This is a genomic window from Flavobacterium sp. 11 (genome assembly GCF_002754315.1).
GTDB classification, from domain to species: Bacteria; Bacteroidota; Bacteroidia; order Flavobacteriales; family Flavobacteriaceae; genus Flavobacterium; species Flavobacterium algoritolerans.
Genome location: NZ_PEFE01000001.1, coordinates 671,809 through 694,116, shown reverse-complemented (window position 1 = coordinate 694,116; position 22,308 = coordinate 671,809). Strand labels below are relative to the sequence as shown.

Genomic DNA, 22,308 nt, shown 5'->3' with positions numbered 1-22,308 from the left:
TAACATTTTTCAATGTAAAAGTATCTTAAAATAAATTATAAATTTATTCTATTATTGTACTTTTGCCAAACTATTTTAACAAAAAAGTATATTCACTAAATATTATGGATAGGTTTTCATTTTTAAACGCAGCACACACCGAATTTTTCGCACAATTATACGATCAATATTTAGAGAATCCAGATAGCGTTGAGCCAAGTTGGAGAGGTTTTTTTCAAGGTTTCGATTTTGGGATGACTACTTACAACGAGGAGAACAAGGTTGAACAAATCGCTAATTTTGCAGCTAATAATTCAGATATTAATTTAGTATCAGATAAGCTTCAAAAGGAATTTAATGTATTGAAATTAATAGATGGATACCGTTCTCGAGGGCATTTGTTTACCAAAACAAATCCGGTTCGTGAAAGAAGGACTTCATCACCTACACTTGAAATTTCGAATTTCGGACTTTCAGCAGCAGATTTAAATACTGTTTTTGACGCGGCAAAGGTTATCAATATACAACCGTGTACGCTTCAAGAAATTATAACTCACCTTGACACTATATATTGTCAGCATATTGGGGTGGAGTACATGTACATCCGTAATCCAGAAGTGGTGGAGTGGATTCAGAAAAAATTGGGGGTTAATGACAATCAGCCTAAATTTTCTTTGGACGAAAAGAAATCAATTCTGAATAAATTAAATCAAGCCGTTTCTTTTGAAAACTTTTTGCATACTAAATATGTAGGTCAAAAACGTTTTTCTCTTGAAGGTGGAGAATCAATCATTCCGGCTTTGGATGCTTTAATTGAAAAAGCAGCCGAAAAAGGAGTAGAGCAGTTTGTAATGGGAATGGCACACCGTGGTCGTTTGAATGTTTTGGCAAATATTTTTGGCAAATCAACCCAAGATATTTTTGGTGAATTTGACGGTAAAGATTACGATCAGGAATATTTTGATGGAGATGTAAAGTACCATTTAGGACTTACTGCTGACAAAGTTACAAGCACCGGAAAAAAAATCAATATCAATTTGGCTCCAAATCCTTCGCATCTTGAAACTGTTGGTGCAGTTATCGAAGGAATTACAAGAGCAAAGCAAGACAAATATTTCCCTAACGATTTCTCTAAAGTATTGCCAATCGCTGTTCACGGTGATGCTGCAATTGCAGGTCAGGGAATTTTGTATGAGATTGTACAAATGGCACAACTTGACGGTTATAAAACCGGAGGAACAATCCATATTGTAATCAATAATCAAGTAGGTTTTACGACTAATTACCTTGATGCACGTTCTTCTACGTATTGTACGGATGTTGCCAAAGTAACACTTTCGCCAGTATTACACGTAAATGCAGATGATGCTGAAGCGGTAGTTCATGCGATGTCATTTGCGTTGGATTTCAGAATGCAATTTGGTCGCGATGTATTTATCGATTTATTAGGATATAGAAAATACGGACATAACGAAGGTGATGAGCCTCGTTTTACCCAGCCGGTATTATACAAAATCATTGCAAAGCACAAAAATCCAAGAGATATCTACATGGACAAATTGCTTGCAGAAGGATTGATAGACAGTACTTTTGTAAAAGGATTAGAGCAAGAATACAAGTCAAACTTGGAAGTGAATTTAGAAGAATCGCGTAAAAAAGATTTGACTATTATTACTCCGTTCATGAAAAATGAATGGAAAGGTTTTGAGCAAGTTTCAGATGTTGAAATGCTTAAAAAAGTAGATACTACTTTCCCAAAAGAAGGACTTACTGAGGTTGCAAACGTGATTTGTAACTTACCGACAGATAAAAAATTTATCAGCAAAATACAAAAACTGATCAACGACAGAAAAACAATGTTTTTCGAAACGAATAAGCTGGATTGGGCTATGGCCGAACATTTAGCGTATGGTTCGCTTCTGAAAGAAGGATACGATGTTCGTATTTCCGGACAAGATGTGGAGCGTGGGACATTCTCTCACCGTCATGCTGTTGTAAAAGTAGAAGATTCAGAAGAAGAGGTGACTTTGTTAAGTAATTTAGAAGGAGCAACCGGAAAATTCAATATTTTCAATTCTCTTTTATCTGAATACGGTGTTTTAGGATTTGATTATGGATATGCTTTGGCAAATCCAAATACATTAACCATTTGGGAAGCACAGTTTGGAGATTTCAGTAATGGAGCCCAAATTATGATTGACCAATACATCTCTTGTGGAGAAGATAAATGGAACAACCAAAACGGAATTGTTTTATTATTGCCTCACGGATATGAAGGACAAGGAGCAGAGCATTCCTCTGCAAGAATGGAGCGTTATTTACAACTTTGCGCCAGACATAATATGTATGTTGCCGATTGTACAACGCCAGCCAACTTCTTTCACTTGTTGAGAAGACAAATGAAAACAACTTTCCGTAAACCACTTATTGTGTTTACACCAAAGAGTTTGTTGCGTGATCCAAGAGTAGTTTCTTCTGTTGAAGAATTTGCAACAGGAAATTTCCAGGAAACATTTGATGATGAAACAGTGAATAAAGCCGATGTGAAAACATTAGTTTTCTGTACTGGAAAATTCTATTACGACATCACTGCCGAAAGAGAAAACAATGGTCGTAAAGATGTAGCAGTTGTTAGAATCGAACAATTATTCCCATTGCCTGTTGAGCAATTAAAAGCGATTATTGCTAAATATCCAAACGCTGATGATTATGTTTGGGCACAAGAAGAGCCAAAAAACATGGGAGCTTACAGTTACATGTTGATGAATTTCGATTTAGTAAAATGGAGATTGGCTTCACTAAAAGCCTATGCAGCTCCAGCGGCTGGAAGTTACACTAGAGCAAAACGTCGTCAGGCCGATGCGATAAAAATGGTTTTTGATAAAAATTTATTTAGATAGAAAAAAGTTTAAAGTTTAAGGTTTAAAGTCCCATTTGTAGAACTTTAAACCTTAAACTTTAAATGATTTAACTTTAAACTTTAAACTAAAAGAAAGATGATTTTAGAAATGAAAGTCCCATCACCAGGGGAATCTATAAAAGAAGTTGAAATTGCAACTTGGTTGGTAAAAGACGGAGATTATGTAGAGAAAGACCAAGCAATTGCTGAGGTTGATTCTGATAAAGCAACATTAGAATTGCCAGCAGAAGCAAGCGGAATCATTACTTTAAAAGCAGAAGAAGGCGATGCAGTAGCAGTAGGAGCGGTAGTTTGTTTAATCGATACTAGTGCAGCAAAACCAGCAGGTGATGCACCAGCAGCAGCAGTTGAAGCACCAAAAGCTGAAGTTAAAGCAGAAGCACCAAAAGCGGCTCCGGTAGCAGCAGCTCCAGCAGCAACTTACGCTTCAGGAACTCCATCTCCAGCAGCAAGAAAAATATTAGACGAAAAAAATATAGCGCCAGCTTCCATAACAGGAACTGGAAAAGACGGAAGAATAACCAAAGATGATGCAGTAAATGCTGTGCCTTCAATGGGAACTCCTACAGGTGGTTCTCGTGGAACAGAGCGTACTAAATTATCTATGTTGCGTCGTAAAGTGGCTGAGAGATTAGTTGCCGCTAAAAACGAAACAGCAATGTTGACTACTTTTAACGAAGTAAATATGACGCCAATCAACTTGATTCGTAATGAATACAAAGATGCGTTCAAAGCAAAACATGGTGGAATTGGTTTAGGATATATGTCTTTCTTTACTAAAGCAGTAACCAGAGCATTAAAATTATTCCCGGATGTAAACTCAATGATGGATGGTGATCATAAGATTGCTTTCGATTTTTGCGATATTTCAATTGCGGTTTCAGGACCAAAAGGATTAATGGTTCCTGTAGTTCGTAATGCTGAAAACTTGACTTTCCGTGGAGTTGAAGCAGATATTAAAAGATTGGCATTAAAAGCGCGTGACGGGCAAATAACAGTTGATGATATGACTGGCGGAACGTTCACGATTACTAACGGTGGTGTTTTTGGAAGTATGTTGAGTACGCCAATTATCAATCCTCCACAATCTGGAATCCTTGGAATGCACAACATTATCGAGCGTCCAATTGCTGTAAACGGTAAAGTGGAAATTCACCCAATGATGTACGTAGCGTTGTCTTATGACCATAGAATTATTGATGGGCGTGAGTCTGTTGGATTCTTGGTAGCTGTAAAAGAAGCGTTAGAAAACCCAATGGAATTATTAATGGATAACAATCCTAAAAAAGCATTAGAACTATAGTTTTAAGGTTTTAGAATATAAAAAAATCCTGTTTAGTGTTTCTAAACAGGATTTTTTATTTATTTGTATTACTAACCAATACTATTTATGGCATCAAATAAAAAACAGGCCGCTATCAGCTTTATTTTCATCACAATGTTAATTGATATAACTGGTTGGGGAATTATCATTCCAGTTATTCCAAAATTGATTAAAGAATTAATTCACGGCGATGTTAGTGATGCAGCAAAATATGGTGGTTGGTTAACATTTGCTTATGCGATAACTCAATTTACGTTTGCACCTTTAATTGGTAATTTGAGTGATAAATTTGGTCGAAGACCCATAATTTTAATTTCGCTTTTTGCCTTTTCATTGGATTATATATTGTTGGCGTTTGCCCCAACGATTACATGGCTATTTATAGGAAGAGTAATTGCAGGATTAACAGGTGCGAGTATTTCAACCGCTTCAGCGTATATAGCCGATGTGAGCACGCCAGAAAACAGAGCCAAAAATTTCGGAATGATTGGGGTGGCTTTTGGGCTAGGATTTATAATTGGACCCGTAATAGGAGGAGTTTTGGGGCAGTACGGATCTAGAATTCCGTTTTATGCGGCAGCCGTCTTATGTATGCTAAATTTCTTGTACGGTTATTTTATTTTGCCTGAGTCATTATCAAAAGAAAACAGGAGACCCGTTAATTTAAAAAGAGCCAATCCAATTGGGGCTTTTTTGAATTTAAAAAAATACCCATCGTTATATGGATTATTGATTGCTTTGTTTTTGATTTATGTTGGATCACATGCTGTCGAAAGCAACTGGAGTTATTTCACTATGTACAAATTTAGTTGGGACGAAAAAATGGTAGGGATTTCGCTAGGCGTTGTTGGAGTTTTAGTAAGTCTTGTTCAAGGAGGCTTGATACGATGGACTAGCCGAAAATTAGGAAATGAAAAAAGTATTTATGTTGGAATGGTATTATATACTATTGGAATGTTTTTGTTTGCTTTTGCTTCAGAGGGCTGGATGATGTTTCTCTTCTTGGTTCCGTATTGTCTTGCCGGTATTGCTGGTCCAGCATTGCGAGCTATAATTTCAAATCATGTTTTGCCATCAGAGCAAGGTGAAATTCAAGGAACTATTGCCAGTTTAATGAGCGCCGCAACTATTATTGGCCCGCCAGTAATGTCAGGTCTCTTTTATTATTTTACACATAAAGGGGCACCATTTGAATTTGCAGGAATGCCATTTATTCTTGGGGGTTTATTGATGATGATAAGTGGTGTTGTTGCTTATTTTTCGTTGAAAAAGTATAGTGTTTCAAATACAAACAATGATTAAAGTAATCGACAATTGCTTTCCCTTTCATTAAAATATCAGCCCCTATAATGCCATGAACCGGTTTGGCCTTGTGTTGTGTTAGCGCTTCATTTACATGAGATAAATCAAAAATAACGAGTTCAAAATCAGAATCTTTCCAAGTACCAAGTTGCAATTGATTTTTTAAAGCCAGTTGGGTAAACATTCCTGTGGCTCCCGCACCAGCGGCTTTTGTCTTTGATTTTTTGGCTTCCAATAAAAACAAATCGACACTCTCAAATCCTACACAGCTGTTTGAAGCTCCTGTGTCTAGAATGAAGTTGCCTGTTACACCATTGATTTTTGCTTTTATTAAAAGATGCGGTGTTTTAGTTATCTTAAATTTTACTTTTCTGTAGTTTTCTTTTTTAAGGATATCGTGTAGGTTCTTCATTATGCTGAATTTATTTCAGTGATTTATTTCTGTTTTACAAAGATACATGGAGTTAGTGAAGGAATTGTGTGAATCTTTTTAAAACCATTTTTTCGACAACTTTTATTCTTGTAATTTTGTACCCTTAAACTTTACACTTGGAAGCAGCTATAACAATCACCGATACGCATACACATTTATATTCAGAGGAATTTGATCAAGATAGAAACGAAATGATTCAACGTGCGATTGATGCCGGCGTTTCCCGTTTTTTTATACCTGCAATCGATTCTACCTGTACCGAATCGATGTATGAATTGGAGAAAAATCATCCCAATACTGTTTTCTTAATGATGGGGTTACACCCAACGTATGTAAAAGAAAATTATCTGGAAGAATTGCAACATGTGGAAAACGAATTGGCGAAAAGAAAATTCTACGCAGTGGGCGAAATTGGGATTGATTTGTATTGGGATAAAACACATTTGCCTCAGCAACAAATCGCTTTCAAAAGGCAAATTCAATTGGCTAAGCAATACAAATTGCCTATTGTGATTCATTGTCGTGAAGCTTTTGATGAAATTTTTGAAATTCTGGAAGAAGAAAAATCAGAGGATTTATTTGGTATTTTTCACTGTTTTTCAGGAACTTATGAGCAGGCGTTACAGGCGATTTCGTATAATATGAAATTAGGAATTGGCGGAGTTGTGACTTTCAAAAATGGGAAAATTGACCAATTCTTGAATCAAATTGATTTGAAACACATTGTTCTAGAAACAGATTCTCCTTATTTAGCACCGATTCCTTTTAGAGGAAAAAGAAACGAAAGTAGTTATATTGTTAATGTAGTAGATAAGTTAGCGCAAATTTATAGCCTTTCGGCAAATGATATTGCGGCGATAACTACGGAAAATTCTAAAGCTATTTTTGGGATTTAAAGTAGAATTCACCTTATTTTGATATTTTTTTTGTTCATTTGTCCACACAAAAATTGAGAACCAAAATGCAGAAATTTGACGCTATTCGGCCTTTTTATGATTCCGAAATAAATGAGGCACTTCAAGATGTCATCCATCATCCAATGATGAAGGCATTAATGAATTTTACTTTTCCGGATGTTGCAGACGAAGTTTGGAAAGAACAACTCAAAAAAACGCATTCCATACGTGACTTTCAATGTAATTTTATTTATCAATCGGTTCAAAAAATACTAGAAAAAAGCTCGGAAGGTTTGACTACTTCTGGTTTTGAAAATTTAGAACCTAATACCTCGTATTTATTTATTTCGAATCATCGAGATATTCTTTTGGATACCACTTTATTAAATTCGGCCTTGTTTGAACATGGTTTAGTGATGACTGCGTCAGCTATTGGAGATAATTTAGTCAAAAAATCGTTTTTGAAGACATTAGCAAAACTGAATCGTAATTTTCTGGTACAACGTGGCTTGACGCCAAGAGAAATGCTGCAAAGTTCAAAGCTATTGTCTGAATATATTGGAAATTTATTGCTTCATGAAAACCGTTCCGTTTGGATAGCACAACGCGAAGGAAGAACAAAAGACGGTAATGATGCCACTAATCCAGGTGTTTTAAAAATGCTGGGAATGGCTTCTGATGAAAAGAATTTGATGGATTATTTTAAGAAAATCAAAATCGTACCGGTTTCCATTTCTTATGAATATGATCCAACAGATGCTTTAAAAATGCCTCAATTGATGGCTGAAGCCAATAATGAAATCTACGTTAAAGAAAAAAATGAAGATTTTATGACCATTCTTAGTGGAGCTTTGGGTCAGAAAAAAAGAATTCATATTCATGTAGGTAAAGTTTTGGACACTGAAATTGATTCAATTAGTGCAGAGAATGATAATTCAAACAAACAGATATTGGCATTGGCACAGGTTATTGATGATGCTATTCTGAGCAATTATAAATTATGGCCTACCAATTATATCGCCTATGACATTGCAAATGAAATTACTACCCATTCGCATCTTTATACAGAGAATGAGAAATCGCTTTTCGAACGTAGATTAGAAATGCGTATTGACGAGCAGAATCCAATTGCATTACAAGGATTTTTGGCAATGTACGCTAATCCGGTTATGAATAAATCTAAATATCACGATGTTATCTAAAGCTAAAATACTTTTAATTTATACTGGTGGAACCATTGGTATGAGAAAAGATTTTGAAACTGGAGCGCTCAAGGCATTCAATTTTAGTAAATTATTGCAGCGGATTCCGGAGTTGAAACAATTGGATTGTGAAATCGAAACTATTTCTTTCGAAAACCCAATTGATTCCTCGAATATGAATCCTGAAAAATGGGCTAAAATTGCGACGATTATTGAGGATAATTATGCTTTATTTGATGGATTTGTGGTGCTTCATGGTTCAGATACAATGTCCTATTCTGCATCGGCGTTGAGTTTTATGCTTGAAAATTTATCGAAACCCGTTATTTTTACGGGATCACAATTGCCAATTGGAGATCTACGTACTGATGCCAAAGAAAACTTAATCACTGCTATTCAAATTGCATCTTTACGAGACAATGATGAACCGGTTATCAGTGAAGTGTGTCTTTATTTTGAATACAAATTATACCGAGGAAATAGAACTACAAAGATTAATGCGGAACATTTCAAAGCATTTACATCTCCAAATTATCCTGAATTGGTTGAATCAGGTGTGCATTTAAAATTGAATCCGGAATTGTTCTTGGCTAAAAGCCAAAATAAAGAATTCAAGGTTCATAAAAACTTAGATAACAATGTAGCGATTATAAAAATGTTTCCTGGTATCAGCGAAGCAGTTTTGGCAGCTATTTTAGATATTCCAGATCTTAAAGGAATTGTTTTAGAAACGTACGGAGCAGGAAATGCACCTACTGAAGATTGGTTTTTGAACTTATTGAAAAAAGCAATTGCCAGAGGTTTGCACATCATCAATGTTACACAATGTTCCGGAGGAAGCGTGAGTATGGGGCAATATGAAACCAGTACGGGGATGAAAAAAATAGGTGTAATTTCTGGAAAAGACATCACAACTGAAGCTGCTATAACCAAATTAATGTATTTGTTAGGCCAAAAAATAGATCAAAAAGACTTCAAAACTATTTTTGAAACTGCTTTGCGAGGAGAAATAGCATAATAGTTAGATTTTACTTTTCTAACTCATTTTTTTTATTGTTATTTGCAACCTCAAATAAAATAGAGAGGTGTCCGAGTGGTTGAAGGAGCTAGCCTGGAAAGCTAGTATGTGGGTAACTGCATCGTGGGTTCGAATCCCATCCTCTCTGCAAAAAATTTAATGCTTCCCGAAAGGGGAGCATTTTTTGTTTTATGGCGTGGCAAACTTTTTAGTTTGTCTTAGCGTATAAAACAAAAAAGGATTAGCACGAAGTGCCGAGCATTAATTTTTTTGTGAGACGCCCTTCATGGGATCAACGGAGTTAATCTCTAGCTATAGCGTGGCAAACTTTTTGGTTTGTCTAAGCTATAAAACAAAAAAGGATCAGGCATGAAATGCCGAACATTAGTTTCTTCTTTTTAAATATCTTTCAACAAGGAATAAACCTTTTTAAATTTTTCAAAGCTTTGTTCGTAGATTTCTTTGGAATCTTTATTTGGTAAAAAAGTTTTTCCTATTTTATTTTCGGATGGAACGGCAATAGCAGTAGCTTTAAAACCAATCAAAACTGCTCCCCAAGCAGAAGCTTCGATAGTTTCAGCAACTATTACTTTCATTTGAAAAATATCAGCGACCATTTGCAGCCAAAGTTCACTTTTTCCAAAACCACCACTCGCCATTATAGTGATTTTATGTCTTTCTTCTGGATTTGGGAGTAAGATTTCGGTAATGCTCAATAGTCCAAATAATATGCCTTCCAGTGTCGCTCTAATTAAGTGTGCTTTGGTATGGATAATTTGGATTCCTAAAAGTGTCCCTTGAGCAGATGCATCCCAAATAGGCGCTCTTTCGCCCAATAAATAAGGAACAAAAAGCAAGCCTTCGGATGCTGCAGGAATTGTTTCAGCTTGTTTGAACAATTCTTCAAAAGATTCGTCTGTTTTTAAGATAGATTCTTTCAGCCATTGTAAAACAATTGCACCATTATTAACCGCTCCCAGTTTCAAATACTGATTGTCCATCAAATGGTAACATTGCGTTCGCATTTCCAGATCAATAAAAGGTTTTTCAGTTGGTAAACGTACCGCACCACTGGTCCCAATAGATAATGCCATTCGGCCGGCTTCCATAGCTCCGGTTCCTAAATTTGCCAATACACCGTCACCGCCACCAAGAATATAATCAAAACCATCAGATTGTCCTTTGTTTTTGTGAGTTGGACCAACAATAATGGAAAGTTGGGATTCATCTATTTTTAAATAATCTAAAATATCCGATTCCCACTGTAGGGTATGAATGTTCATTAAGCCAGTTCCAGATGCCATCGAGGAATCAATTACATATTCGTCGGTAAGATGATGCCAAATGTATTCTTTGATGCTAATGAATTTATACGTTTTAGAAAAATTGGGTGCATCGTGTTCCTTTAACCAAGCAATTTTGGTCATGGGTGAAAAGGTATGAATGGGAATTCCTGTTTTTTGATAGAAATTTTTTCCCTGTTCGGAATTTTTTAATACTTCGGCTAATGAATGCGCTCTATTATCGGCCCAAATGATAGCATCAGTTAGTGGTTTTCCGTTGCTGTCGATTGCTATTATACTTTGCATAGCCGAACTAAAACTGATGAATTGAGGCTGAATCCCGTTTGTAATTTCTTGGATGCATCCTAAAACTGCAGCTAGAACTTCATCGGGTTTTTGAATGCTCCAATCCGCTTTCGGGTGATACATTGGATAGAATTGGTTGCATTCCCGAATCACTTTTCCGGTTATGTCAAAACACACGGCTTTTGTTGCTGTGGTACCAATATCTATTCCGATGTAAAATTGCTCCATTTTTTCAGTTTAATTTGGGTTATCCTACCAGTAAATTAAGCAATAGTACACCAATCAATCCCATTATTCCAATGATTGTTTCCATGACTGTCCATGTTTTAAACGTATCCGAAATACTGATTCCGAAATACTCTTTAAACATCCAGAATCCCGTATCATTCACGTGAGAACACATTAAACTTCCGGCTCCAATTGATAATACCATCAATTCTGGGCTTATCCCGGAACTAACCACCAAAGGTTGCACAATCCCTGCCGCAGTTAATCCCGCAACAGTTGCTGAACCCAGAGCAATCCTGATAATAGTTGCTACAAGCCAGCCTAATACTAATGGAGAAAGTGTTGAGGTTTCGAAAAAAACAGCTAAATCAGTACCAATACCACTGTCAATCAGTACTTGTTTGAAAGCTCCGCCAGCCGCAATAATCATAATAATCATAGTTGCTGAACTCAATGCCGAACTGGATTTATCCATTATGTCCTGCATTTTTCGACCGCGATTAATGCCTAAAAAAACAATTGCAAACAATACCGCAAGAAGCATGGAAGTGGTTGGACTTCCAATAAATCCAAGAATGTGACGTAAAGAAGATGCTTCAGGCAAGGTTAATTCGCTTATGGTTGCCATCGCCATTAAGATAACAGGAATCAGAGCCGTTATAAAACTGATCATGAAAGAAGGCATTTCGTTTTCAGCGAATGTTTTACTTTCGAATAATCCTTTGGGTGGATTGGCGACAATCTTCTTAATGAATTCCGGGAACACAATTCCCGCAATCAATAAAGTTGGAATGGCAATTATCAATCCGAATAACAGCGTTTTGCCAATATCAGCTTTGAAAATCACTGCAATGGCTGTAGGTCCCGGATGAGGCGGCAAAAAACCGTGTGTCACCGAAAGTGCAGATGCCATGGCAATTCCAAGATAAATTATGGGCTGCTTTGTGCTTTTTGCGACAGCGAAAACCATTGGAATCAAAATCACAAAACCGGCATTGTAAAACATCGAAATTCCCACGGCAAAACCCGTAAGTAACATGGCCCATTTGATGTGTTTAATTCCAACAGATTTAATCATCACGGAACTTATTCGTTGTGCCGCGCCACTATCTGAAAGGATGTTTCCCAATATAACTCCAAGTGCAATAATCAAAATCAAAGAACCTAAAGTACTGCCAATTCCTTCCTGTAGGGAATTTAGAATGTCAGGAAACAGCATGCCTTTGGCAATTCCCACAAAGAAAGAAGCGATAATTAATGAGATGAACGCATTGAGTTTTATTGCGGATATCAAGACAAGTAATAAAAGGATACTTGTAATTAAGATCAATATTGACATGTACTTGAATTTGAAAAATTAAAAATTATCTTCGAATTGGTTCGTTTGTGTAATCAGTTATTCGTTTTTTTCGACAGCATGGCCGCCAAATTCATTGCGAAGTGCCGCTACCACTTTTCCGGAGAAAGTATCTTGCATTTGGGAACGGTAACGCATCATTATCGACAACGCAATAACTGGAGTAGGAACACCCAAATCTAAAGCGGTTTCCAATGTCCATTTTCCTTCGCCGGAGGAATGCATAATTCCTTTGATGCTGTCTAGTTTTGGGTCTTTTGAGAAGGCGTTTTCAGTGAGTTCCATTAACCAACTGCGCACCACAGAACCGTGATTGAACAGTTTGGCTGTTTTTTCGAAATCAATGTCAAATTCAGAATGCTCAAAAACTTCGAAACCTTCAGCAATAGATTGCATCATTCCGTATTCGATTCCGTTGTGTACCATTTTTGTGAAATGTCCGCTTCCGGCTGCGCCAGTATAAAGATGTCCGTTTTCTACAGAAATATCCTTGAAAACTTGTGCCACATAGTCAAATACGGCTGGTTCTCCGCCTATCATCGTACAAGCGCCATTCAAAGCTCCCGATGTTCCACCTGAAGTCCCGCAGTCCAAAAAGTCAATTCCTAGTTCCTTTAATTGAGTATAACGACGCTTGGAATCTTTATAATTTGAGTTTCCTCCGTCAATAATAATGTCGTTTTTTTCTAAAAAAGGAACCAATGAAGTGATCACTCCATCTACAATTTCTCCTGCAGGAACCATCAGCCAAATCACTTTTCGGTGGTTCAATTTTTGACATAACTCTTCAACAGAATGTGCCGTTGTAATTCCTTCCTGACCAATTTTTGTAACAAAGTCAGTATTGACATCTTGGGCTACTACGTCGTAACCATTTCGCTGTAAGTTAAGAGCAAGATTGAAGCCCATTTTCCCTAATCCTATAATTCCAATTTGCATGGTTGTATTGTTTTAAGTCTGATTTGAAGACGTTTTTGAGTAATTGTAAAAATATTTTAAAGTAAAAATATTGGTTTTAATTTTTTAACAAGCAATTTATTCGAAAAATATTAAACTTGTTGGAGTCAATATGTTAATTATTTTTTTGAGGTTTTGTATCGACTCATTTTTATGAAAGTTTATTTGTTGTCATAATCTATAAGAAAACCATCAAAATGGTATATTTGTAACGTTATAATGAGAATTGAAGCCTGAAATGTGTTTTAAGCAACCATTGAGCAATTTAAATCTAAAACAATATGCGAATTTTTCTTAGTTGTTTTCTTCTTTTATCGGTTTTGAATGTTTTTTCCCAAGAAAATACAGCAACTGAAAATGCTCCGGAAATAAAGGTTGATTCCTTGTATAGAGAGGATCAGTTTTATTTTGCAATAACATATAACACCTTGATGAATAAACCATCCGGAGTGTCGCAAAGTAAATTTTCTTCGGGTCTTTCGGCAGGTTTTCTGAGAGATATGCCTATTAATAAAAAAAGAACAGTAGCCATAGCATCTGGTATTGGTTTTTCATATAATAATTACAATCAGAATCTAGCCATTTCTTCGTCTGCAGGAACGCCTGTATATACTATTATCGATTCAGATATTACATACGATAAAAACAAATTTTCTTTGCTTTCGGTTGATGTTCCCATTGAGTTCAGATGGAGAACTTCTACTTATGAAAGTCATAAATTTTGGAGAATTTATGGGGGATTTAAAATGAGTTATTTGCTCTATGATAGATCTATTTTCAATAGTGCTGATGGGAAAGTGATAGTGACAGGAAATCAAGATTTTAATAAATTTCAGTATGGTGCTTACATTTCATCAGGCTACAATACGATTAATTTATATGCGTATTACGGTTTGAATTCGTTGTTTAAATCTGCAAAAGTAAATGACGAATCTATTGCTATGAAATCATTGAATATTGGAATTATATTCTACATTTTATAACCACAGGACTAATAATAGCAACTGAGGTATAGCTCCCAGCATAAAACCTATTATCAATTCTTTATTTGTGTGTGCTTTCATTTCTAATCGCGAAGAAGCTACAAAACCATTGAGTAGAATCAGGAAAGCAATTATAAATGTGTTTTGGATTTGAAGGTGTAAGCTTAATCCAATTATAAATACCGTTAAGGAACTGATAGCTATCATGTGAAGGCTGGCTTTTATATTGAGAAATAAAAGAATAAGCGCCAATATAGTGCTCAAAAGTGCACCCAAAAGAAAAAAATGTAACTCAGGATATCGGTCTATTGTAATGCTTTTTTTTACTAATAAAATAAGCAAAAAACAGTGAAGTATTAATGGAATTTTGCGTTGAGATACTTCGGCAAGCATTATGGAATCTATATTTCCTGCTGTGCGTAATAATAAAAAAACCAATGAAGGCAGAATTACCGTTACCACCAGAACTTGAAAAAAAATAAATAATTTTTCTTGACTCACAAAATCAGCACCGCTAAAATAAAGGTAAAACAACGTAGCCATTGCCGGTATGAATATCGGATGGAAAACATAGGAAAACAATGGGAGGATTTTTTTCAAAACTTCTGATTTTTATCTAAAAACAAATATAAGTAATCTGCTAAAATTAGTAAAGCTAATGCTATTGTTTCTTTTTCTTAAATAAACGAAATTGGTTATAATAATAGTATATCTAAGTCTTCTTTTTGAAAAGAAGTGTTATTTTTGAGAAAGTTTTACAAATAGCGAACTATTAAAAGAATAATTTCTATACCAGAAATCTACTTCAATCTCTTTCTAATTCCATGAGCCAAAAAATCCTAAAAAGTATTCAAAATATCCCTGCTAAATTTATTGGTGACAGTACTAATTTGGCAATAGAAACCATTTCTATAGACAGTCGTTCTTTGCAAAACGGATCACAGACTTTGTTTTTTGCATTGGTCGGAGCCAATAATGACGCGCATCAATACATCAAAGATTTAATTGCAACTGGCGTTCAAAATTTTGTAGTTACCCATATTCCGGAAGAATGTGAGGGTAAAGCTAATTTCTTTGTTGTTGACAATACACTGGCTGCTTTACAACAATTTGCGGCAAACTATCGCGGTCTTTTTGATTTTCCTATTATCGGATTGACTGGGAGTAACGGCAAAACGATAGTTAAGGAATGGCTTAATTTTTTATTGAGTCCTGATTATAATATCATTCGAAGCCCAAAGAGTTACAACTCACAAATTGGTGTTCCATTGTCAGTAATTGCAATCAATGAGCAACACAATCTGGGGATTTTTGAAGCCGGAATTTCTACCCATTCTGAAATGGAAAAACTGGAAAAAATAATCAAGCCAACGATTGGGATTCTTACCAGTATTGGTTCAGCACATGATGAAGGTTTTATAAGTTTAGAGAATAAAATAAGAGAGAAAATTACCCTTTTTGAAGATTCAGAAGTGGTTATTTACCAAAAAAACGAAATGGTTGATGCCATTATTTTTCCAAAAACAAATGTGTTTACTTGGAGTTTTGACTCACAAGAAGCGGATGTTTTTGTCTATAATGCAGCGATAAAAAACGACAGCACCACCATTCAATACCGATATAAAGTAGATTCATTCGAATTGATAATTCCTTTTCAGGATAAAGCATCTGTTGAAAATGCGATTTCCTGTTTGATGGTTTTATTGTATTTTAAATACGATGAAAAAACCATTCAAAATAGAATGGAATTGTTGTACCCGGTAGAAATGCGTTTGAAAGTCAAGAACGGAATCAACAACTGCAGTATTATTGATGACAGTTACAGTTCCGATTTTCAGTCGTTGAAAATAGCGTTGGATTTTCTCGAAAGTCAAAAGCAATACAAGAAGAAAACGGTGATTCTTTCGGATATTTTTCAAAGCGGTTTGTCTAATGACGAATTGTATGCTAAAGTTTCCCAGTTGATTGTTTCTAATAAAATTGACCGCGTTATCGGGATTGGAGAAACCATTTCAGCATTTGAAAAAAAGTTTGCCAATTGCATAACGTATAAAAATACAGCCGAGTTTATATCAAAATTTGATGATTTGAATTTTGCCAATGAAACCATTCTAATCAAAGGAGCGAGAACGTTTCAATTTGAGGAAATTGTCTCTTTGTTAGAAGAGAAAACTCATGAAACTGTTCTGGAAATCAACCTGAATGCGATTAGTCATAACCTGAATTTCTTTAAATCAAAATTGAAGCCGAATGTCAAAATTATGGTGATGGTGAAGGCTTTCGGATATGGAAATGGCGGTTTTGAAATTGCCAAATTACTGGAACATCACAAAGTGGATTATCTGGGTGTGGCTTTCGCCGATGAGGGAATTTCGCTGAAAAGCGCAGGGATTCATTTGCCTATTATGGTTTTAAATCCCGAAACAACCAGTTTTTCTGCGATTATTCAACACCAATTGGAACCTGAAATTTATAGTTTAAAAGGACTTCATGCGTTCCTTAAAATTGCCGAACAAAAGAATTTAAACCATTTTCCGATACACATTAAGCTCGACACGGGAATGCATCGTTTGGGTTTTGAGAACAATACGATTGATGATTTGATAGCGACTTTAAAAGGAAATCAAACCGTTAAAGTAAAAAGTATTTTGTCACACATGGCCACAAGTGATGACTTGGAATTCAAGGATTTTGCACATTCACAAATAGATTTATTCGAAAAATTATCGTCTAAATTGATGTCAGAATTACAAATAAAACCGTTGCTACATATTTTGAATACTTCCGGAATCAGTAATTATCCGGATTCACAATACGATATGGCGCGTTTGGGAATTGGTCTTTATGGAGTTTCGAATGATGCTGAAGAACAAAAACAGCTTGAAAATGTGGGAACACTCAAATCGGTGATTTCACAAATCAGAAGTATTGCTGCCGGCGAAAGCGTTGGTTATGGCAGGAGATTCATTGCCGAGAAACCTACAAAAATTGCCACAATTCCTATTGGGTATGCCGATGGTATTTCCAGAAGTTGGGGAAATAGTGTAGGTTTTGTAACGATTAAAAAATCAAAAGCAACCATTGTTGGCAGTATCTGTATGGATATGCTGATGGTTGACGTTACTGAAATTGAATGCGCAGAAGGAGATCAAGTAATTATTTTTGGCGAAAGCCCAACGGTAACGTATATGGCACAAAAATTAAACACAATACCCTATGAGATCCTTACCAGTATTTCCCAACGAGTAAAACGAGTTTTTTATAGAGAGTAATAAAATATTGTGTAAAAGACTGTTAATTATGTTAATTTTTTTATTACATTCGTTATTCAAGTATATTTTTAACCTAAAAAAATAAATTATGGGATTCTTTAGTGATTTTAAGGCTTCTTTAATGAAGGGAGACGTTTTAAGTTTGGCAACTGCTGTTGTTATTGGTGGCGCATTTGGTAAAATTGTTGGGTCTGCCGTTGATGATGTTATTATGCCAATTGTAGGTTTATTAACTGGTGGAATTGATTTTACCCAGAAATTCGTAACCCTGGACGGAAACAGTTATGCAGATTTAGCTGCTGCTAAAACTGCCGGTGCCGCTGTAATTACATACGGAAACTTGGTACAGGCAATTATTAATTTCATCATTATTGCTTTCTTTATTTTCGTTGTTTTAAGAGCTGCTGAAAAAGCTAAAAAGAAAGAAGAAGTTGCCCCTGCTGCTCCAGCCGGTCCAACTCAAGAAGAATTATTGACTCAGATTAGAGATTTATTGAAAAAATAATTTCCGCTACATTATATATTCTAATTTATCCTGAATTAATTTCAGGATTAAACCGCTTCGTAATTGAGGCGGTTTTTCTTTAAAAGTTTGTCTAAAACAGTAGCTGCTTTTTGACCATTAAGAAATTAAGATACATTGAGAAGCACTTTAAAACTTAATCTTCTTAATTTCTTAATGGTCAAAAATTATATAGAACGTTATTTCACAAGATTTACCATTCAAAAAAAAAATTAGTAATCGAAACAATTTTACTATCTTTTTTCATGTTTTTTAATCAAATGTTATAAATTTAACATTTTGTTATTTTTTGTTAACACCCTTGTTTTGATTTCAATATTACTTACTTTTGTATTTCAAATTTAATATTCAATAATAAAAATATAAGATGAGAATAGCAGTTGTAGGCGCTACCGGAATGGTTGGCGAGGTAATGTTGAAAGTTTTGGCAGAAAGAAATTTCCCTGTAACAGAATTAATTCCGGTTGCTTCTGAGCGATCAGTGGGTAAAGAAATTGAATACAAGGGTAAAAAATATAAAGTAGTTGGGATGCAAACGGCAGTAGATATGAAAGCAGATATTGCTTTGTTCTCTGCAGGTGGCGACACATCATTGGAGTGGGCTCCAAAATTTGCGGCAGCAGGAACAACTGTTATCGATAATTCATCGGCTTGGAGAATGGATCCAACCAAAAAATTAATCGTTCCGGAGATTAATGCAACTGAATTGACTGCAGCAGATAAAATCATTGCAAATCCTAACTGTTCTACGATACAAATGGTATTGGTTTTGGCTCCTTTGCACAAAAAATACAACATCAAACGTGTGATTGTTTCTACCTACCAATCCATCACTGGAACAGGTGTAAAAGCAGTACAACAATTGGAAAATGAATACGCAGGTGTTCAAGGTGAAATGGCGTACAAATACCCAATTCACAGAAATGCGATTCCACAATGTGATTCTTTCGAAGAGAATGGATACACTAAAGAAGAGATGAAACTGGTTCGTGAAACCAAAAAAATCTTAAGTGACAATACAATTGCTGTTACAGCTACTGCAGTTCGTGTGCCAATTGTAGGCGGACACAGTGAAGCGGTAAACGTAGAATTCTCGAATGATTTTGATGTAAATGAAGTGAGAAACATTTTGCATCATACCGATGGCGTGGTGGTTCAGGATAATAATGATACTTATACGTACCCAATGCCAATGTATGCACAAGGAAAAGATGAGGTTTTTGTAGGTAGAATTCGTCGTGACGAAAGCCAGGAAAACACATTGAATATGTGGATTGTTGCAGACAACTTGAGAAAAGGAGCAGCGACAAACACTATACAAATAGCAGAATATTTGATTGCAGCCAAATTGGTATAAATCAAATTTTATTTTAAAATGAAACCATTTGTTTCGCAAAAATATATTTTGTGAGACAAATGGTTTTCTTTTTTCCTGTTTTTGTTACCTTTGGCTCGAATGAAAAAGAATAAACTCATACTAAGTCTTTCTCTGGTTATTACAGTATTGTTTTCAATGCTGTTCCAGTCATTGCATACGTATGAGCATTTGGCAAAACAGCTTTCCCAAAAGCAATGCCACCATAAATACAATGTTACCGGTACGGAGATAACGCACCAACACCACAAATTAGAGCACTGTTTTGTTTGTGAATTTGCTTTAGGCAGTTACATAACTCCAAAAGATTTCTCCTATCAATTGTATTCCAGTATTGAAGAAATCCCTTATTTTTTTACTGCAACGGAAACTATTATTTCGTTTTCCGGCAGTTTGTATTCCCATCGCGGACCACCAGTAAATAGTTTAAGCTGAATTTATTTCAGCTTCTGTTGAATTTATTTTCCATGCAACGTCATTCATTTGATTTTGTTGGATATTTTTTATTTACTAAATAATTCCAGTCTCGGCTCCCTCTCCTTTGGAGAAAGCTGGCAGCAGGAATACTACAATCATTTTCAATGAAAAAATTTATCATAGCCCTAATTTTGGGGTTTTCGGCGATGCTTCAAGCACAAAATACCCTTTCGGGAACCGTAACTGATTTAAAAAACCAACCCCTAAAAGGCGTTTCAGTCTATGCATCAGAATTGCATAAAGGAACCACTACAGATGAAAACGGAAAATACACACTTTCCAATCTTCCAAATAGAAACTTAAAAATCAGCTTTACGTTCGTAGGATTTGCAACCCAAAATAAAACCATAAACAGTCTTCAAAAAGAAAACTCACTTGATGTTATTCTTGAAGAAGCAATTTTCGAAATGGATGAAGTAATCGTTTCTACCGCTTTCAATAAAATACAATCACAAAACGTGATGAAAGTGGAGCACGAAAGCATCAAAAATTTGCAACGAAAAGGAACCGCCACTTTGATTGAAGGATTGGCGACTATTCCCGGAGTTTCTCAGGTTTCTACCGGAACATCTATCGGGAAACCGGTGATTCGTGGTTTGAGCGGCAATCGTGTTTTGGTGTATTCTCAAGGTGTTCGAATAGAAAATCAACAGTTTGGTGACGAACACGGTTTGGGATTGAACGACTCAGGAATAGAAAGCGTTGAGGTTATCAAAGGACCGGCTTCGTTGTTGTACGGCTCCGATGCTTTGGGTGGTGTTTTGTATTTTAACCCCGAAAAATTTGCTGATGCGAATACATTTAAAGCGAACTTCAGTCAAAAATATTTCTCGAATACCGCCGGAAGCAGTTCTTCTTTGGGTTTGAAAACATCTACAGATAATTGGAAATTCATGGCTCGTGGAAGTTACAACACACATTCTGATTATAAAATTGCCGATGGTGACCGAGTGACAAATACCCGTTACAATGAAACCGATTTCAAAACAGGAATTGGCTACAGCAATGCTAAATTTTCAAGTGTATTGCGTTACAATTACAATGAATTGGATTTAGGAATTCCGGAAGATGGCATAGCAGACCAATCGACGAGCAAGAAAACTGGATTTCCAAAACAAGGCGTTTTCAATCATTTATTGAGTTTAAACAATGTTTTCTTTTTCGAAAAATCAAAACTAGATGTTGATTTGGGTTATGTTGCCAATGATCGAAGTGAGTTTGAAGATAGTAATGTGGCGGTTTTACACATGAAATTGAAGACTTTCAATTACAATGCAAAATACCATTTACCAAAAATGGGAAAAATAGAAACCATTGTGGGCGTTCAGGGAATGTATCAAACCAATACAAATTCAGGAGAAGAATATCTAATTCCGGATGCTGTTACGAATGATTTTGGTGTTTTTGGAACGGCAAATTATGAGTGGAATTCTAATGTGTTGCAAGCCGGATTGCGTTTCGATAATAGAAATATCACTACAGAAGCGCAAGGAATTGCAGGTGAGGAAGGTTCTTTTGAAGCAATCGATAAATCATACGACAGTTTTAATGCATCGTTGGGTTACAAAACCAATCTTGCCGATGATGTAACGTTGCGTTTGAACGTAGCTTCTGGATTTAGAGCGCCAAATCTTGCGGAATTAACCTCTAATGGAGTGCATGAAGGAACAAATCGCTATGAAGTAGGAAACAGCGATTTAGAAACCGAGCAAAACGTACAGACAGATTTAAATTTAGAATACAAAACAGATCATTTTGAGTTTTTTGTGAACGGATTTTACAATCACATCAACAATTATATCTACACTTCGCCAACAGGAGAAGTGATTGATGAGAATGCTGTTTTCGATTATATTCAGAATAACGCCAAATTATATGGAGGCGAAGTCGGACTGCATTTTCACCCACATCCATTGGATTGGTTGCATTTTGAAACGAGTTTTGAAACCGTAACTGGCGAGAAACAATCCCGAAGCGTCGGGAGAGATTACTTGCCGTTAATCCCTGCTAACAATTGGAACAATACCATTAGAACCGAATTCAAAATCAAAAACTGGTTGGAAGATGGTTTTGCAACTTTGAATGTTTCCAGTACCTTCAATCAAAAAAATGTAAGCGGATTTGAAACAGAATCGAATGGGTATAACTTAGTGAATTTAGGTTTTGGCGGAACTGTAAAACTGGGTAAAACTGCTTTTGACGTCAATATCAACGGGAATAATTTATTTGATAAAAGATACATTGCGCATCTTTCCCGTCTAAAAACGGATGGTATTCCAAACATTGGAAGAAACATCGTTTTGGGTGTGAATTTTAATTTGTAATTCATTTGCTTGAGCAAAAAAACAAAAACGCTATTCGAAAGAGTAGCGTTTTTTTTGGTTTTATTTAAGACTTTTCCTTATTTACAACACTAACTATTTCCCTATTTTTGTAACAACCTAAAACAGAATCTAATGAAATGAGCATGACG

Annotated in this window: 16 protein-coding genes, 1 tRNA gene and 1 pseudogene; 13 read left to right on the top strand and 5 right to left on the bottom strand. The window is 35.7% G+C overall.

Going from position 1 to position 22,308, the window contains the following annotated elements:
* Nucleotides 1-104 precede the first annotated feature (104 nt).
* The 3 genes from CLV00_RS03060 to CLV00_RS03050 all read left to right on the top strand — a co-directional run bounded on the left by CLV00_RS03060 (nucleotide 105) and on the right by CLV00_RS03050 (nucleotide 5,525).
* Complete coding sequence (locus tag CLV00_RS03060) at nucleotides 105-2,879, top strand: 2-oxoglutarate dehydrogenase E1 component (RefSeq protein ID WP_099713759.1); 2,775 nt, start codon at nucleotides 105-107, stop codon at nucleotides 2,877-2,879.
* A 96-nt stretch (nucleotides 2,880-2,975) separates the two neighbouring features.
* Nucleotides 2,976-4,202: a 2-oxoglutarate dehydrogenase complex dihydrolipoyllysine-residue succinyltransferase gene (odhB, locus tag CLV00_RS03055; RefSeq protein WP_099713758.1), complete on the top strand. Its 1,227-nt coding sequence runs from the start codon at nucleotides 2,976-2,978 to the stop codon at nucleotides 4,200-4,202.
* Between the two features lie 87 nt (nucleotides 4,203-4,289).
* Entirely contained in the window at nucleotides 4,290-5,525 is a 1,236-nt protein-coding gene (locus CLV00_RS03050; protein ID WP_099713757.1) for a TCR/Tet family MFS transporter, read from the top strand.
* Here CLV00_RS03050 and CLV00_RS03045 read toward each other — a convergent pair.
* Nucleotides 5,503-5,937: pseudogene (locus CLV00_RS03045) on the bottom strand (retropepsin-like aspartic protease); the annotation flags it as partial. The gene CLV00_RS03050 and the pseudogene CLV00_RS03045 sit on opposite strands and share 23 nt — an antisense overlap.
* Nucleotides 5,938-6,086: 149 nt before the next feature.
* Here CLV00_RS03045 and CLV00_RS03040 point away from each other — a divergent pair.
* The 4 genes from CLV00_RS03040 to CLV00_RS03025 all read left to right on the top strand — a co-directional run bounded on the left by CLV00_RS03040 (nucleotide 6,087) and on the right by CLV00_RS03025 (nucleotide 9,222).
* Nucleotides 6,087-6,854 (top strand): TatD family hydrolase, encoded by a 768-nt coding sequence (locus CLV00_RS03040; RefSeq protein ID WP_099716211.1) that lies wholly within the window; start codon nucleotides 6,087-6,089, stop codon nucleotides 6,852-6,854.
* A 65-nt stretch (nucleotides 6,855-6,919) separates the two neighbouring features.
* Entirely contained in the window at nucleotides 6,920-8,056 is a 1,137-nt protein-coding gene (locus tag CLV00_RS03035; protein WP_099713755.1) for a 1-acyl-sn-glycerol-3-phosphate acyltransferase, read from the top strand.
* On the top strand, nucleotides 8,046-9,074 hold the full coding sequence (locus CLV00_RS03030; protein WP_099713754.1) for an asparaginase: 1,029 nt from the start codon (nucleotides 8,046-8,048) through the stop codon (nucleotides 9,072-9,074). Before CLV00_RS03035 ends, CLV00_RS03030 begins: the two co-directional genes overlap by 11 nt.
* 61 nt (nucleotides 9,075-9,135) lie before the next feature.
* Nucleotides 9,136-9,222 (top strand) — tRNA-Ser (locus CLV00_RS03025).
* A gap of 250 nt (nucleotides 9,223-9,472) precedes the next feature.
* Here the strand turns inward: CLV00_RS03025 and CLV00_RS03020 are convergent.
* The 3 genes from CLV00_RS03020 to gnd are packed head-to-tail and all read right to left on the bottom strand — an operon-like array spanning nucleotide 9,473 to nucleotide 13,187.
* A complete protein-coding gene (locus CLV00_RS03020) occupies nucleotides 9,473-10,891 on the bottom strand; it encodes a gluconokinase (protein ID WP_099713753.1) in 1,419 nt (472 codons plus the stop codon).
* Nucleotides 10,892-10,910: 19 nt separating this feature from the next.
* Nucleotides 10,911-12,230, bottom strand: coding sequence for a gluconate:H+ symporter (locus CLV00_RS03015; RefSeq protein WP_099713752.1), 1,320 nt, complete (start codon nucleotides 12,228-12,230; stop codon nucleotides 10,911-10,913).
* A gap of 57 nt (nucleotides 12,231-12,287) precedes the next feature.
* Nucleotides 12,288-13,187 carry a phosphogluconate dehydrogenase (NAD(+)-dependent, decarboxylating) gene (gene gnd / locus CLV00_RS03010; RefSeq protein WP_099713751.1) on the bottom strand — a complete coding sequence of 300 codons (900 nt, stop codon included), beginning with the start codon at nucleotides 13,185-13,187 and terminating at the stop codon, nucleotides 12,288-12,290.
* Nucleotides 13,188-13,486: 299 nt separating this feature from the next.
* On the opposite strand from gnd, the gene CLV00_RS03005 reads away from it, so the two are divergent.
* On the top strand, nucleotides 13,487-14,188 hold the full coding sequence (locus CLV00_RS03005) for a porin family protein (RefSeq protein ID WP_099713750.1): 702 nt from the start codon (nucleotides 13,487-13,489) through the stop codon (nucleotides 14,186-14,188).
* Here CLV00_RS03005 and CLV00_RS03000 read toward each other — a convergent pair.
* Nucleotides 14,183-14,788 carry a hypothetical protein gene (locus tag CLV00_RS03000; protein ID WP_099713749.1) on the bottom strand — a complete coding sequence of 202 codons (606 nt, stop codon included), beginning with the start codon at nucleotides 14,786-14,788 and terminating at the stop codon, nucleotides 14,183-14,185. The genes CLV00_RS03005 and CLV00_RS03000 overlap by 6 nt on opposite strands.
* A 224-nt stretch (nucleotides 14,789-15,012) precedes the next feature.
* Here CLV00_RS03000 and CLV00_RS02995 point away from each other — a divergent pair, with 224 nt between their 5' ends.
* The 5 genes from CLV00_RS02995 to CLV00_RS02975 all read left to right on the top strand — a co-directional run bounded on the left by CLV00_RS02995 (nucleotide 15,013) and on the right by CLV00_RS02975 (nucleotide 22,159).
* Entirely contained in the window at nucleotides 15,013-17,460 is a 2,448-nt protein-coding gene (locus CLV00_RS02995; RefSeq protein ID WP_099713748.1) for a bifunctional UDP-N-acetylmuramoyl-tripeptide:D-alanyl-D-alanine ligase/alanine racemase, read from the top strand.
* An 88-nt stretch (nucleotides 17,461-17,548) separates the two neighbouring features.
* A complete protein-coding gene (mscL, locus tag CLV00_RS02990; RefSeq protein WP_099713747.1) occupies nucleotides 17,549-17,965 on the top strand; it encodes a large conductance mechanosensitive channel protein MscL in 417 nt (138 codons plus the stop codon).
* Between the two features lie 385 nt (nucleotides 17,966-18,350).
* The gene (locus CLV00_RS02985; protein ID WP_099713746.1) at nucleotides 18,351-19,340 is read left to right on the top strand and encodes an aspartate-semialdehyde dehydrogenase; all 990 of its coding nucleotides are present in this window, start codon (nucleotides 18,351-18,353) and stop codon (nucleotides 19,338-19,340) included.
* 99 nt (nucleotides 19,341-19,439) lie between these two features.
* The gene (locus CLV00_RS02980; protein WP_099713745.1) at nucleotides 19,440-19,793 is read left to right on the top strand and encodes a hypothetical protein; all 354 of its coding nucleotides are present in this window, start codon (nucleotides 19,440-19,442) and stop codon (nucleotides 19,791-19,793) included.
* Nucleotides 19,794-19,939: 146 nt separating this feature from the next.
* Nucleotides 19,940-22,159, top strand: a complete 2,220-nt coding sequence (locus CLV00_RS02975; RefSeq protein WP_099713744.1) for a TonB-dependent receptor — start codon at nucleotides 19,940-19,942, stop codon at nucleotides 22,157-22,159.
* Nucleotides 22,160-22,308 lie beyond the last annotated feature (149 nt).

Excerpts from the sequence above, each read along its gene's own strand:
- CLV00_RS03050 (WP_099713757.1), top strand. The coding sequence starts at position 4,290 with ATGGCATCAAATAAAAAACAGGCCGCTATCAGCTTTATTTTCATCACA.
- CLV00_RS03005 (WP_099713750.1), top strand. The coding sequence starts at position 13,487 with ATGCGAATTTTTCTTAGTTGTTTTCTTCTTTTATCGGTTTTGAATGTT.
- CLV00_RS03030 (WP_099713754.1), top strand. The coding sequence starts at position 8,046 with ATGTTATCTAAAGCTAAAATACTTTTAATTTATACTGGTGGAACCATT.
- CLV00_RS02995 (WP_099713748.1), top strand. The coding sequence starts at position 15,013 with ATGAGCCAAAAAATCCTAAAAAGTATTCAAAATATCCCTGCTAAATTT.
- CLV00_RS03035 (WP_099713755.1), top strand. The coding sequence starts at position 6,920 with ATGCAGAAATTTGACGCTATTCGGCCTTTTTATGATTCCGAAATAAAT.
- CLV00_RS03015 (WP_099713752.1), bottom strand. The coding sequence starts at position 12,230 with ATGTCAATATTGATCTTAATTACAAGTATCCTTTTATTACTTGTCTTG.
- odhB (WP_099713758.1), top strand. The coding sequence starts at position 2,976 with ATGATTTTAGAAATGAAAGTCCCATCACCAGGGGAATCTATAAAAGAA.
- CLV00_RS03020 (WP_099713753.1), bottom strand. The coding sequence starts at position 10,891 with ATGGAGCAATTTTACATCGGAATAGATATTGGTACCACAGCAACAAAA.
- CLV00_RS03060 (WP_099713759.1), top strand. The coding sequence starts at position 105 with ATGGATAGGTTTTCATTTTTAAACGCAGCACACACCGAATTTTTCGCA.
- CLV00_RS02975 (WP_099713744.1), top strand. The coding sequence starts at position 19,940 with ATGAAAAAATTTATCATAGCCCTAATTTTGGGGTTTTCGGCGATGCTT.
- gnd (WP_099713751.1), bottom strand. The coding sequence starts at position 13,187 with ATGCAAATTGGAATTATAGGATTAGGGAAAATGGGCTTCAATCTTGCT.
- CLV00_RS02980 (WP_099713745.1), top strand. The coding sequence starts at position 19,440 with ATGAAAAAGAATAAACTCATACTAAGTCTTTCTCTGGTTATTACAGTA.
- mscL (WP_099713747.1), top strand. The coding sequence starts at position 17,549 with ATGGGATTCTTTAGTGATTTTAAGGCTTCTTTAATGAAGGGAGACGTT.
- CLV00_RS02985 (WP_099713746.1), top strand. The coding sequence starts at position 18,351 with ATGAGAATAGCAGTTGTAGGCGCTACCGGAATGGTTGGCGAGGTAATG.